Source organism: Desulfobaculum sp. (assembly GCF_054921475.1).
In genome coordinates, this window is sequence record NZ_JBUDSW010000081.1 from 1 (window position 1) to 13,679 (window position 13,679).

A 13,679-nucleotide genomic window follows, 5' to 3' on the forward strand; every position below is an offset into this window, starting at 1 on the left:
TTTAGCTCTAAGGCCCTTCGTCCTTTCAGGCCGAAGACCTAAGACCTAAAGCCTGCGGAGCAAAAAAATCTCCCAAAAAAAGCCGCCAGCCCTTGTGGGGCTGGCGGCTTGTATGCGTTTTAATCCTGACCGCCGTTATTGTTGGTGGCGGGTTTCTTTTTTCTGCGGCGGCGGGGGCGGCGTTTGCGTTTGGGCTTGTCGCTGGTGTCGCCGGCCTGCTGCGCGTCCTGTTTTGGTGCGTCCTGTTTTGGGCGCGGGCTGTCGGAGCGCGCTTCTGCGGGCTTTTTCCGGCCCCGGTTTCTGCTGCTGGTGGCTCTGCTGGGGCGCTTGCGTTCGCTGCGGGGGGCGTCGTCCTTGGGGGCAGGGGCGTCGGCTTCCGTGGGCGGCTGCGGGGTATCGTGCAGGGTCTTTTGGTAGGTCTCGTCGAGCAGCATGGCGACGAGCTGGACGATGTCCTCGTGCTCGCTGAGGGAGCGAACGAGGGGCACGAAGCGTTGCAGGCGCTCGCGGGTGACGGCGTCGATATCGCGGAAGCGTGCTTCCAGCAGGGCGGTGACGCGGTTGCCGACTTCGGCGGCGAGGTCGTCGTCGGAGGGCAGGTCGCGCTTTTCGAGGGTGATGGAATAGGTCTTGGCGATGCGCTCAAGGGAGAGGCGTTCCATGACGTCCACAAGGGAGATGACCTCACCGGAGGCTCCGGCGCGTCCGGTGCGTCCGGCGCGGTGGATGTAGACCTCGTGATCCTCGGGCGGCTCGTACATGAAGACGTGCGAGATGTCGGGGATGTCGATACCGCGTGCGGCGACGTCGGTGGTGATGAGGAAGCGCAGTTCGCGTTTGCGCAGGCGTTCGAGCACTTGTTCGCGTTTGGCCTGCGTCAGGTCGCCGGAGAGTTCGTCGGCGTCGTAGCCGAAGCGCTTGAGCACGGTGGTCAGATAATGCACGTGCTGCTTGGTATTACAGAAGATGAAGCCCGTGGCCGGATTTTCCAGCTCGATGATGCGCACGAGGGCGCGGTCCTTCTGCATGGCGGGGCACTCGAAGTAGACGTGGGGCGTCTCGGCCACGTGCACCTGCGCGCTGGAGAGGGACAGAATCTGGGGCTTGTCCATGAACTCGCCGGCCAGCCGCAGAACGTGCGGGGGGTAGGTGGCGGAGGTCATGAGCATGCTGATGTCGCGGCGGGGCAGATAGGTCTGCACCTGCTTCATGTCCGGGTAGAAGCCAATGGACAGCATACGGTCGGCTTCGTCGAAGACGAGGGTGTCGATGCCTTTGAGGCTGAGGGAGCCGCGCAGCAGATGGTCGAGCACGCGGCCCGGGGTGCCGACGACAACGTGCGCGCCTTCGCGGAAGGCGTCGAGCTGGGCCTTGTAGCTGGTGCCGCCAAAGACGGCGACGGTACGCAGACCGGTGCCTTCGGCGAGCACTTCGATTTCGCGGGCGACCTGCTGGGCGAGCTCTCGCGTGGGAACGAGGACAAGGGCCTGGCATTCGTTGCGGCCAACTTCGACGCGGTCGAGAATGGGCAGGCCGAAGCTGCCGGTCTTGCCGCTGCCGGTGCGCGACTGAATCATCAGGTCGCGGTTGGCGAGCAGGTAGGGGATGGCCTTGGCCTGTACGGGCATGAGCTTGTCCCATCCGGCGCGGGCGCAGGCATCCTGCAGATGCTGGGGCAGATCGCTCAGGGTAATTTCGGGCAGCGTTTCATCCTCGGGCACTTCGGCAACGCTTTGGGCGGGCCCACGCTTGGGCTTTGCGGCTGGTGCAGGGGCTTCCTGCTTGGGCGCTTCCTGCTCCTTGGCTGGTGCGGGGCGCTCTGTGGGGGCGTCTTCGGCGTGAGTGGGGGCGCTGGGGCGCTCGTCGGCCTTGGGCGCTTTGGGTCGTTCTGAGGATGAAGCTATGGTCGTATCCTTCTCTGCTGCGGGAGAGGCCGCAGGTTCCTGCTCGGCGCTGGGTGTGGCCGGAGCTTTGGGTGCGGAAGCCTGGGGCGCGTTCTCGCGTGCGGAGGGTTTGGAGGCTTTGGAGCGTCTGGAGGAGCTGCGCCGACGTTTGGGGCGCGGCTTGGACGCGGGTTTGTCCGTGCTGGCGTCTGCGCTTGCTTTGGGGGAAGCCTCGGGAGCTTCTGCCTGCTTGGGCGCGCTTTGTGCGGACTCGGGTGCGGACTTTGGGGCGGAGTCGGAAGCGGACTTGGGCGCGTCGTTTTGCGCGGCGTCCTGGGGCGCGTCCGTGCGGGGTTTGCGCGCGGAGCGGCGCCTGCGCGGGCGGCGGGGGCGGGCGGGTTTGTCCTTGGCGCCATCTGCCGCTTTTGGGGCTGCACCTTTGGACTCAACGGGCTTTGAAGCCTCTTTCTTCCCGGAGTCTGCCTGCGGTGCGTCGGCGCTTTTGTCCTTGGTCGGCTGTTTCTTGGCGGGTTTCAGGCCAAAAATGCTGTGGTCATCACTCATGAAACACGTTTCCTCGTAAACGTTTACGTATCTTCGACCCGTCATTATGTGCCATGCTTTATTCGTTTTGACCAGTCCCGCAGAAATTTCTTCAGTCGGACCAAGGTCGCGCCATGGGGTGCGTCTGGGCCGAGCCGACCGGATGAAGCAAGGTCGGACTTCGGGTGCTGGCCACGCATGGAGCGGGCGAAGGCGGCTGCTGCTGGCGCTCACGCCGGTGGCGTGGGGCCGCGCAGGTGGGCAACGGTACGGACGCCTTCAAGCGGTGTTTCCCGGACGAGTTCCACTCGTTTTGTGGGGGCCGCGTTGGCGTTTGGCTGGTCTTGCATGGCAAGAAGCAGTCCGTCGTCTGCCCGGTACCAGTAGGTGGACTTCCTGCTTTTTCCGAGGAAGTCGGTGGCGGTGTATTCGTAGCGCACCGCGCTGACGCGTTTGCCGCAGATGCTGATGTCTTCCGTCCCCTCGCGGTGGAGGGTGACGCGCCAGAAGGTGTCCTGCCGCGCGTTTGCGGTACAGAACCGGATTTCGTCCGTGCCGGCGAGGACAGCGGCGCACAGTTGCAGAGGGGAGGCAACCCAGGGCGCGGTGGCCCGGTAGCCTTTCTGCACGGCGCTTTGTCCTTTGTGGCCGGTCAGTTCCAGCACGCTGTCGGTCTTGCGGAGGATGAGGCGGGTATCGCTCTGCGGGGCGCGATATTCCTCAACTATGGTCTCCATAGTGGCCGTGGCGACAATGGCCCGGGAGGCGCCCTGCGAATGTATCGTCAGACGCCAGCCTTCTTTGGAGGGTTCCACAAGGCAGTCCTGCATACGGACGTCGGCCCCCGGCTCCGTAACACGATAGGCAAGAACCAGCGGTGCGTTTGGGAACGCAAAGGCGGAGGATGTCATCGCGAGAAGGAGAACGAGGCCGAAGGCGGCGGACAGGGAGGGTCTCATGGAGCACCTGAAGGGCCGGGATGGGATTGCTTTCTCAAAAGCGTTCCGGCTGTGAATGAAGGAATACATTCCCTGTGTCCTTGTCAAGAGAAGACTTGCGCCCAAAGTGCGCGGCGCGTGCATTTTTGCGCCGATTTTCTCCCGCTGCCATGGGAAAACCCGTGCTGCTGCGGCGGGTTCGGGGCCAGACGGCACGTTGGCCCTATGTCCGAAACTTTTCCATAAATCGTCTGTCGATGAAGTCCTTAATCCACCATGCGGGCGCGCCGCCGAATACAAGAGGACCCTTGTGGAAGATGCCTGTACCGTCGCCAAGGTTGTACACCAGCAGATACTGTCCGCCGGGGTTGAAGGGCGTGAGGGGGCGGCCCTCCAGCGCCGCAAGCAGGTTCCCGGGCAGGACGGCATGTTGGCGCACGGCGTAGACGCCCACCTTGTCCAGTGGCTGGTCCTTAAAGTGGATGCAGTCGCCGCCGCCAAAGATGCGCGGCGCGCCGATGCTTTGCAGATGCCGGTTCACGGACAGGCCGCCGTCCGGACCTGTCGGCAGGCCCGAGGCCGCAATAAGCTCCGGCGGGCGCACGCCAAGGGCCAGAAAGATAATGTCGCCGCTAAAGACTTCGCCGTTGTCCAGCGTGACGGAGCCGGGGGCGATGGATGTGGCGTAGCCATGCTCGATGATGGAAATGTCGCGCCGGGTGAGGCTTTTTCGCGCGCGGCGGGCCACGCCGGGATGCGCGCGGGAAAGAAAGTGCTTCCCCGCCAGAATGCGGATGCGGGGCATGCGCCCGCCGTGCTCGTCGCGTACGCGGCGGGCTGCGCCCCAGGTGTTGCCCGCAATCTCAAGGGCGGCGGGGCCGCCACCGACCACAAGGACGTTGGGCTCGCGCTCCTGCAGCAGGGCCAGCATGCGTTCGCGCGCCATGAGCAGGTTGTCGATGGGTTTGACGGGGTAGACGCCGTCTTCCGGGCCGGGGGTGGTGGCGCCGAGGGTGGGCACGCCGCTGCCGATATTGAGGGAAAGGACGTCGTAGCGCAGCACTGTGCCCGAGGCGAGGGTGACGGCGCGCTCTGCGCTGTCGATGTGCTCTATGGAATCCTGCACAAAGGCCGCGCCCTTGGCGGTGGCCATCTCCTCAACGGGAAAGCTGATGTCGTCTGGCGTGTAGGCGCCGCCCAGCATCCCCGGCCCCATGCCGGAATAGTGGTGGCGCGGGGCCGGGCTGACGAGGGTGACCGAATGGCCGCGGTCGATAAAGTCCTGAAGGCCGTCAATGACCGCCACATGCGCGTGGCCGCCACCGGCCAGAATGAGATGCTTACCCATGCACTCTCCTTTTCAGCTCAACGGGAAGGGTGTATCATTCCACTATACCCTGCGCCTACTGGGAGTACAATGCTAGCTTGTAAGGAGTTATTCACGTGGAGGAGAACCTGAAATCCCACGACATGGCCGAAGCCGGCCACGACACACAGCCCATCCGTCTTGGCATTGCCCGGTGCCTGCTTGGTGACGAGGTCCGCTATGACGGCACGCACAAGCTGGACAAATATATCCGCGATGTCCTTGGGCAGTTTGTGGAGTTTGTCCCCGTGTGCCCGGAGGTGGAGTGCGGTATGCCCATCCCGCGCGAGGCCGTGCGCCTTGTGGGGGACGTGGACAGTCCGCGCCTTGTGGGGCGCGAGTCCGGGACGGACTGGACGGAGAAAATGCAGACGTGGGGCAAGACCCGCCTGCGTCAGCTGGAGAGTGAAGACCTGTGCGGCTACATCTTTAGGTCGCGCTCGCCGTCCAGCGGCATGGAGCGCGTGAAGGTGTTTCAGGACAACGGCCAGCCGCTGTATACCGGTGTGGGCATGTGGGCCCGCATGTTTATGGACCACTTCCCCATGCTGCCCTTTGAGGAAGACGGCCGCCTGAACGACATGGGCCTGCGCGAAAACTTCATCAAGCGCCTGTTCGTCACGTGGCGGTGGCGCAATTTGATGAAGGCGGGCTTCTCCATGGGCGCGTTGGTGGACTTCCACACCCGGCACAAGATGCTCATCCTCTCGCACAACCAAAGCGTGTACCGCGAGATGGGCAAGCTGGTGGCCGGAGGCAAGGACATGGACCCGGACGAGCTTGCCGCCACCTACTGGGAGCTGCTCAGCCGCGCCATGGCCAAAAAGGCCACGGTGAAGAACCACGTCAACGTGCTCACCCACATCCTTGGGCACTTTAAGGACGATTTGACCTCGGACGAAAAGCAGGAGCTTTTGGACCTTGTCGAATCGTACCGCAAGGGCCTTGTGCCGTGGATTTCGCCGCTGACGCTGGTGAACCACTACGTGCGCAAATACGACAACGACTACCTGCGTCAGCAGGTGTACCTGAACCCGCATCCCAAGGAACTGAAGCTGTTGTTCCATGCCTGATGCCGCAACGCAAAGAACACGGGTGGCCGTTATCGGCGCCACCGGCTATGTGGGCGGACGGCTTGTGCCGCGCCTGCTGGAGGCCGGGTACGCCGTGCGCGCCGTGGCGCGCTCCGCAGTGAAGCTGCGGGGGCGGCCATGGGGCGGTCACCCGAATCTTGAAGTCGCCGGAGCGGATGTGCACGACCGCGCATCCCTCTCGGCGGCGCTGCAGGGCGTTGAGGTTGCGTATTACCTTGTCCACTCCATGGTGCCGGGGCAGAAGGATTTTGCCAGCGCGGACCGCGATGCCGCCCGCCACATGGCCGAAGCCGCGGCGGAGCAGGGCGTATCGCGCATTATTTACCTTGGCGGGCTGGGGGACGAAGATGACCCGGACCTGTCCCACCATTTGCGCTCGCGCATGGAGACGGCGCGGGTGCTGGCCGAGGGGCCGGTGCCGGTCACCTTCCTGCGCGCGGCCATGATTCTTGGCTCGGGCAGCGCGTCCTTTGAAATCATGCGTTACCTTGTGGACAGGCTTCCGGTGATGGTCACTCCGCGCTGGGTGCGCACCCTGTGCCAGCCCATCGCCATCACCGATGTGCTGGGCTATTTGCAGGGCTGCCTTGATGCGCCGCAGACGGCGGGGCAGACCTACGACATCGGCGGCCCGGACGTGCTGGACTACGAGCAGATTTTCCGCATCTACGCCGAGGAGGCCGGACTGCGTCGGCGGCTGGTCATTCCGGTGCCCGTATTTACCCCCAAGCTCTCGTCGTGGTGGATACACCTTGTGACGCCCGTGCCTGCCGCCTTGGCGCGCCCCCTTGCCGAGGGCCTGCGCAACGAGGTGGTGTGCCACGAGTCGCGCATAGCGGAGGTCATCCCCCGCCAAACCCTCACCGTGCGGCAGGCCATCCGCCGCGCCCTCGACCGCGTGCGTCAGCACGAGGTGGAAACCTGCTGGGCCGACGCCGGGGAGTTGCTCCCGCCCGAATGGCTGGCCTGCGGCGATGCGCCCTATGCCGGGGGCACGGTGTTGGAGTCCAACCACAAGGTGGTGCTGGCCTGCCCGCCGGAACGCGTGTGGAAGACCATCCGGGGCATTGGCGGCGTGCATGGGTGGTATTACGCCGAGCCGCTCTGGATGCTGCGCGGCCTTGTGGACCGGCTTATTGGCGGCGTGGGCCTGCGCCGTGGCCGCCGCGACCCGGACGACCTGCGCCCCGGCGACGCGCTGGATTTTTGGCGCGTCACTGCCGTGGAGGAAAACAGCCGCCTGCAACTGCTGGCGGAGATGAAGCTCCCGGGCGAGGCGATTTTGCAATTTTCCCTGACGCCCACCGAGGACGGTGGGACGGAGCTTGCGCAGGTGGCGCGCTTTCTGCCGCGCGGCCTTGTGGGCATTGCCTATTGGTACAGCCTGTATCCGGTGCACGGCTGGCTGTTCAAGGGCATGCTCCGCACCATTGCCGGACGCACGGGATGCGCTGTCTGTGACGCCCCGCACGCATTTTTCGGCAGTGGTGGCATGTGCGTTTTGCCCGAGGCGCAGGACGCGCCGCCTTCCAAAACCGATTGAGGAGACACGATGCATACCGTTCATCCGGCCCGTGTCCGCCGCGTCCGTGATGGCGCGGGCGGAACCGGGCCTGTTGTGTACTGGATGAGCCGCGACCAGCGCGCGGACGAGAATTGGGCGCTGCTGCACGCACGGGACTGCGCCGATGATGCTGGCGTGCCCCTTGTGGTGGTGTTTTGCCTGTCGCGGACCTTTCTTGGCGCCACGCGCCGGCAATATGACTTCATGCTGCGCGGGCTGGCGGAGACGGCCCTGCGCCTGAGGCAGGTGGGCATTCCCTTCACCGTCCTGCGCGGGGCCGCGCCCGAGACCCTGCCGGGGTATCTGGCGGAAGTCCGCGCCGCGCGGCTGGTGACGGACTTTGACCCGCTGCGCCTCAAGCAGCAGTGGCTGGCGGATGTGGCGCGCGCCGTGGCCTGCACGGTGGATGAGGTGGACGCCCACAATATTGTTCCCTGCCGCCATGTGTCGGACAAGCAGGAGTACGCCGCCCGCACCATCCGCCCCAAAATCCACCGCATGCTGGATGAATTTTTGGAGCCGTTCCCGGAGCTGACGCCGCCGCGCGCCTCCGGCGCGGACTTTGGAATGGATGCCCCGGATGCAGACGCTTCAGACGTGGACGCCCTGCGAAGCTGGGTGCAGGCCGACGCCGCCGTCCCGGCCGTGGACCTGCCGCCGGGCGCGGAAGCGGGCCTGCGGCGCATGGAGGATTTTCTGCAGAGCCGCATCCGCCGCTACCATGAGACGAGCAGCGACCCCACGGTGGATGGCGTGTCCATGCTGTCGCCGTATTTGCACTTTGGGCAGGTGTCGCCGCAGCGGGTGGCCCTTGCGGCCAGCGCGTGCGGGCGCGGCGAGGGCGTCACCGCATTTTTGGAACAGCTGGTGGTGCGCCGTGAGCTGACGGACAACTTTTGCCTGCACAACGAGTGTTACGACAGCTTGGACGGCGCGCCGGACTGGGCGCGGCGTACGCTGGATGCCCACCGCGATGACGCGCGCCCGCATCTGTACACGCGCGAGGCCTTTGAGCGGGCGCAGACCCATAGCGCCCTGTGGAATGCGGCCCAGCTGCAAATGGTGCGCACGGGTTTTATGCACAACTACATGCGCATGTACTGGGCCAAGAAGATTCTGGAATGGTCGCGGACGCCCGAGGAGGCGCTGGAGACGGCCATATACCTCAACGACCGCTACCAGCTTGATGGCCGCGACCCCAACGGCTACGTGGGGGTGATGTGGTCCATCGGCGGCGTGCACGACCGGGGCTGGCGCGAGCGCGAGGTCCTTGGCACCGTGCGCTATATGAACGAGCGCGGCTGCCGCCGCAAGTTTGACGTGGACGCCTATATCCGCGCCTACGGCAACGCCCAGCAGCAGATGCGCCTGCTGTAAGGAGTTCGCCCGTTTTGACAAGAAAAGCCCCCGGCATCGTGCGATGCCGGGGGCTTTTGCGTGGCGGGTGTTAGTCCTCGAAAGTGAGTTCTACGCGGGTGCCGCTTAGCTTGAGGTTGGCGTTGAAGCGTTTGCCCTTTTTGGAGACAAAGCGCCCGCGTTTAAAGGTGCGGCCCTTGGCCAGCAGGTCGCGCATCTGGTTGGGCAGAATCTCCCCGCCAAAGGCGCGGCGGCGGATGCTGAATGCGCAGGTGCCGCCGCTTTGCGCGGCGTTTTCGCACTCGTACACGTCCGGCTGTTCCAGAACATTTTTGCCGCACAGGGGGCAGGCGCCCACGGACTCCCCCGCGTGCTTGGGCGGGGTTTTGGCCGGGCCGCCAATGGGGAAGCCGTCGGCGTCCACCTGCGGCGCGGGTGCGGCGGCTGGCGTCTGCGCCTGTTGCGGCGCGGTGGCGCTCTGAGGAGCCGGGGCGTCCAGCGGAAACCCGTTGCGGTCCACGCGGGGGCGGGGCCGGGGCTGGGCGGGCTTCTTGGGCGCGCCGGCCGGAGCCATTGAGGGCGGCGGCAGGGGGAAGCCGTCCTTGTCAAAGGCGCGGTGGTTTCGGATGACCGTCACGTTATGGTGCACGTTCTGCCGCACGGCCTGCATGAACTGGCTGTAGGAAAAATCGCCGCGTTCAATGTCGCCGAGTTTCTTTTCCCATTCGCCTGTGAGTTCGGGCGAGGTGACGTCGGGCAGGTGGGCGGTGATGACGTCTACCGCGTGGCACCCGGCATCCGTGGCGATGAGCTTTTTCTTGTCCTTGGCGATGTACTTGCGCGAGAGCAGGGTCTCGATAATTTGGGCGCGGGTGGCAGGCGTGCCAAGGCCGCGCTCCTTCATGGCCTCGCGCAGTTCCTCGTCGTCCACCAGCTTGCCCGCCGTTTCCATGGCGCCAAGCAGGGTGGCGTCCGTAAAGTGGGACGGCGGTTTGGTCTGGTGCGCTTTGCTGTGCAGGTCGTCCACGGCCACCTTGGAGCCCTTGCGCAGTTTGGGCAGGGGGTTGTCCTTGGCCGCGCGCCATGGTTCGGCGGCCAGCCAGCCGCGGTCCTTAAAGACCTTGCCCGTGGCTTTGAAGCGCTCGTCCTCCACCGTCACCCACAGCGTGGTGGCCGCAAACTTCACCGGCGGCAGGAAGGCCGCGATAAAGCGGCGGCAGACCATTTCGTAGATATTCCATTCGTTGTCGGACAGGGACTCGCGCACGGCTTTGCGCGCCGTAGGGATGATGGCGTGGTGGTCCGAGACCTTCTTGTCGTTGACGCAGGCAAAGCTGGATTTGGCTTCCTTGATGCGCGTGGCGGCGTCAGCGGAGATGTCCGGGAACAGGTGGTAGGTGGCCCGCAGGTGCGAGAGCGCTTCCTTAAACAGTTCCTTGGTCAGGTAGCGGGAGTCTGTACGCGGATAGGTGAGCAATTTTTTTTGCTCGTACAGCGCCTGCGCGATGGCGAGGGTGTCCTTGGCGGACAGGCCGTAGCGGGAGTTCGCCTCGCGCTGGAGGGTGGTCAGGTCAAAGGGCAGCGGGGGCTTTTGCTGGCGCTGTTGGCTTTTGGTGCCGTCCACCACGCCGTCCTTGCCAAGGCACTTTTCCACGATGGCGGCGGCGTCCGCTTCCGCATCGACGCGCGTTTCCTTGTACTCCGGCGGCTTGTGCCACACGGCTGAGAAGGCTTCGTCCTCGCGGGACATGGTGGCCTCTACGGTCCAGTAGTCCTTGGGGACGAAGTGCTCAATCTCGCGGCGGCGGTCCACCAGCAGTTTGAGGACGGGCGTCTGCACGCGGCCTACGGTGATGAGGTTTTTGTCCTTGAGGGTGAACAGGCGCGAGTAGTTCATGCCGATGAGCCAGTCCGCCTCGGCGCGGGCAAAGGCCGCAAGGCCGAGGTTGCGCTTCTTTTCGCCCTTTACGGTGCTGGCGAGGGCTTTTTTGAGGCCCTGTTCGGTCATGTCGCTGGCCCACAGGCGGCGGATGGGCTTGTCGCATCCGGCCATGACGTAGATGCGGCGGAAAATCAGCTCGCCCTCGCGCCCGGCGTCAGTGGCGTTGAGGACTTCGGTCACGTCCGGCGCGTCCAGAAGCGACTTCACGATGTGGAACTGTTTGGCGGACTTGGGGAGCACGGCCAGCTTGAAGCGCCGGGGAATCATGGGCAGCTGGTTCATGTTCCAGCGTCCGGCCCATTTTTCGTCCTGCTTTTCTGGCTCGGCGATGTTGACCAAGTGGCCCACCGCCCAGGTGACCGCGTACTGCTCGTTGGCGATATAGCCGTCCTGCCGCGCACCGCGCACGCCGAGGACCTTGGCTATTTCCCGAGCCACGGATGGTTTTTCCGCTATGATGAGTGTTCGTCCCACGTATGAAGCTGCCTCCGGTTCATGATTGCCGCGCGAGCGCGGCTGAGCATGCAATACAATCGAATGGCCCAAAGGGAAAGGGGGCAGGTGGATTTGTATGCGCTGCGCCCCAGCCGGGCCGTCCCCGCGTCCCGGGCAATTCACCTCGACATACGCCCCCGCCTCTTTTACTCTGAGAGAGTGGAAATCTGCGCGCACCAGTGCCGCGCGGGAAACCGGAAGCCAAGGGGGCAGGGCCGTGTCGTTTGCCGAAGCCGTTATCGCCGGAGGGGCAGGGGGACTGACTGTTGTGGCCATGGTGGCCGGATGGGCCATGGTGAGCGTGCCGGTGCGCGTTGCGCGCCAGCGTGGCCGGGGGGAGACGCCTTCGGCTCTTGGGGCGGGGCTGCGCCAGCGGGCCCGGCAGGTGTGGGCCCTTGCGCCCTACAGCCCTGCAGTGTTCGTCTTTAGCCTGTGCGTGGCGCTTATTGCGGAGTACGACGGGCGCGGCATCATCCCCTATGTGCTGGCCGTGGTGTGCATTTTCGGCACGGTGGGCATGGTGTTCGCCGGCCTGCATTGGTCCACACGCCTTGAGGGTGCGCGGAGGGAGGAGAGCGGCTCCCCGCCCCCGCCGGACGCCTGATTCTGTGCCTTGTCCTGCGTCGCCCACATCCCCCAGCATGCACCGTGAACACCTTGCCCCGCGAAAGGTTTGCTTGTTCCGGGACGTATGCTAGAAGGTGATGTCCGAGGGGGACAAAGGAGAACAGAGCAGGAATGTCGAAAACGTGGATACGTACCAAAAGGCCGGAGTTCGTGCGCGATGTCGTGCGCGATTTCTGCCTTGTTCATCGTGAGCTTGAGAAGGAGTTCCGGCACTACGACAAGACCGGACATGTGGATTTCTCCATGATCCGCAACCTCTTGGGGCAGGAGATGAACAAGGGCCTCCTGTGGCGGCTCAAGGACACCGCGCACCTGCTCTTTAAAAAGAACGCCTCGGAAAACGGCCTCAACGGCCAATTCCTCGACTGGAGCATCGGCTACATCTTCCACGACACCATCAAGCTCAAGGAAGACGCCTACCAGCAGCAGAACTACGCCCCGTGGTTCCGCGAGCTCCAGCGCCGCCAGCTCTCCGACGACGCCCGCCTTATCTCGCAGGAGCTTATGCGCGTTCTCGATCAGACCAACGAAAGCATCGAGCGCGAGATAGGCCGCATCCGTTTTATCCTCTTCAATTGCCGCCGCCTGCTTATCGACTATCTGGCCCAGCACCGGGACAATGAACTCCTTGCCCGCTTTCTGCTGGCGCGGGAGGAACTGGTGCGCGAGGTTTTCGGCAGCGGCTACGCCCGCCTGCTGGAAAGCGTGTACGGCGACGAGCCGGAGCTGTTGTATCTGCTGGCCGCGCGCAGCCTGCGCGAAGGCGGCTGGCGCGAGGACGCCATGCGCGCCCTCACTGAGGCCGAACGCATCAACGCCGATCATCCCCTGCTGCATCAGGAACGCGGACGCATCTGCGCCAAACGTTCCTGATGTGGCCGGCCCTGCGTGCGCAAGCATCAACGCAGGGCCACACGCCTGCCGCCGGTGAGGCCATATCCGGCATTTGCACTTCTCCGACTTTTTGGTACCGTTCCGCTACGATAGGGCAGGAATCTTCTGCCATGCGCAATATATTCCAGTACAAAGGAGCCGTACCCAATGCCTTTTCTGCACTTCAACCGTCCTCCAACGTACGCGTTGCAGAACCCTGACGAGCCGGAGCTCTTTCGGCAGAATTTCCCCTACACCAAAGTCGGCCGCGTCAACTTTGACGACAGCTTTCTGGTTCCGCGTCCCGCAGAGCCAATGTTCATAACGGATACCACCTTCCGCGACGGACAACAGGCCAGACCGCCCTACACCGTCAAGCAGATTGCCACCATCTACGACTATCTGCACAAGCTGGGCGGGCATTCCGGCCTCATCCGCCAGAGCGAATTCTTTCTCTACTCGGCCAAGGACCGGCGCGCCGTCGAGACCTGTCTTGCCCGGGACTACGCCTTTCCGGAAGTGACGGGATGGATCCGCGCCAATCCGGACGACCTGCGCCTCGTCAAGGAAATGGGGCTGCGCGAGACGGGCATGCTCACCTCCGTGTCCGACTACCACATCTATCTGAAGCTCAAAAAAGACCGTCAGCAGGCTATGGACGACTATTTGGCCATCGTGGAAAAGGCCCTTGAGTGGGGCATTGTGCCGCGTTGCCACTTTGAGGACATCACCCGCGCGGATATTGACGGCTTTTGCGTGCCCTTTGCCATTCGCCTGATGGAACTCGCCCGCCAGAGCGGCCTGCCTGTGAAGATTCGCCTGTGCGACACCCTTGGCTTTGGCGTGCCGTACCCCGGCGCGGCGCTGCCGCGCTCTGTGGCGAAGATTGTGCGCGCCTTTACCGACCAGGCTGGCGTGCCCGGCGAGTGGCTGGAGTGGCACGGGCATCACGATTTCCACAAGGTGCTCGTCAATGCGTCCACGGCGTGGCTGTACGG

General features: G+C 64.4%; 9 protein-coding genes and 1 pseudogene. 6 read left to right on the plus strand and 4 right to left on the minus strand.

Annotated features, from left to right (window positions below; translation table 11 throughout):
• Nucleotides 1–119: 119 nt before the first annotated feature.
• From ACY69P_RS07175 to ACY69P_RS07185, 3 genes are all read right to left on the minus strand, one after another.
• Entirely contained in the window at nt 120–2,447 is a 2,328-nt protein-coding gene (locus ACY69P_RS07175; RefSeq protein WP_462327001.1) for a DEAD/DEAH box helicase, read from the minus strand.
• A 209-nt stretch (nt 2,448–2,656) separates the two neighbouring features.
• Nucleotides 2,657–3,385 carry a hypothetical protein gene (locus ACY69P_RS07180; protein WP_404843993.1) on the minus strand — a complete coding sequence of 243 codons (729 nt, stop codon included), beginning with the start codon at nt 3,383–3,385 and terminating at the stop codon, nt 2,657–2,659.
• A 202-nt stretch (nt 3,386–3,587) separates the two neighbouring features.
• On the minus strand, nt 3,588–4,712 hold the full coding sequence (locus ACY69P_RS07185; protein ID WP_462327002.1) for an NAD(P)/FAD-dependent oxidoreductase: 1,125 nt from the start codon (nt 4,710–4,712) through the stop codon (nt 3,588–3,590).
• 122 nt (nt 4,713–4,834) lie between these two features.
• Here ACY69P_RS07185 and ACY69P_RS07190 point away from each other — a divergent pair, with 122 nt between their 5' ends.
• From ACY69P_RS07190 to ACY69P_RS07200, 3 genes are read left to right on the plus strand one after another with little or no spacing between them, the layout of a single operon-like run.
• On the plus strand, nt 4,835–5,803 hold the full coding sequence (locus tag ACY69P_RS07190; RefSeq protein WP_462327008.1) for a YbgA family protein: 969 nt from the start codon (nt 4,835–4,837) through the stop codon (nt 5,801–5,803).
• Complete coding sequence (locus ACY69P_RS07195) at nt 5,796–7,367, plus strand: SDR family oxidoreductase (RefSeq protein WP_462327003.1); 1,572 nt, start codon at nt 5,796–5,798, stop codon at nt 7,365–7,367. The genes ACY69P_RS07190 and ACY69P_RS07195 overlap by 8 nt, the downstream gene beginning before the upstream one ends.
• A 9-nt stretch (nt 7,368–7,376) precedes the next feature.
• Nucleotides 7,377–8,765, plus strand: a complete 1,389-nt coding sequence (locus tag ACY69P_RS07200) for a deoxyribodipyrimidine photo-lyase (protein WP_462327004.1) — start codon at nt 7,377–7,379, stop codon at nt 8,763–8,765.
• A gap of 70 nt (nt 8,766–8,835) precedes the next feature.
• On the opposite strand, the gene ACY69P_RS07205 is transcribed toward ACY69P_RS07200, so the two are convergent.
• Nucleotides 8,836–11,160 carry a type IA DNA topoisomerase gene (locus ACY69P_RS07205; RefSeq protein ID WP_462327005.1) on the minus strand — a complete coding sequence of 775 codons (2,325 nt, stop codon included), beginning with the start codon at nt 11,158–11,160 and terminating at the stop codon, nt 8,836–8,838.
• 238 nt (nt 11,161–11,398) lie between these two features.
• On the opposite strand from ACY69P_RS07205, the gene ACY69P_RS07210 reads away from it, so the two are divergent.
• From ACY69P_RS07210 to ACY69P_RS07220, 3 genes and pseudogenes are all read left to right on the plus strand, one after another.
• Nucleotides 11,399–11,785, plus strand: coding sequence for a hypothetical protein (locus ACY69P_RS07210; protein ID WP_462327006.1), 387 nt, complete (start codon nt 11,399–11,401; stop codon nt 11,783–11,785).
• Between the two features lie 134 nt (nt 11,786–11,919).
• On the plus strand, nt 11,920–12,681 hold the full coding sequence (locus tag ACY69P_RS07215; RefSeq protein WP_462327007.1) for a hypothetical protein: 762 nt from the start codon (nt 11,920–11,922) through the stop codon (nt 12,679–12,681).
• Between the two features lie 168 nt (nt 12,682–12,849).
• Nucleotides 12,850–13,679: pseudogene (locus tag ACY69P_RS07220) on the plus strand (histone-lysine N-methyltransferase); the annotation flags it as partial.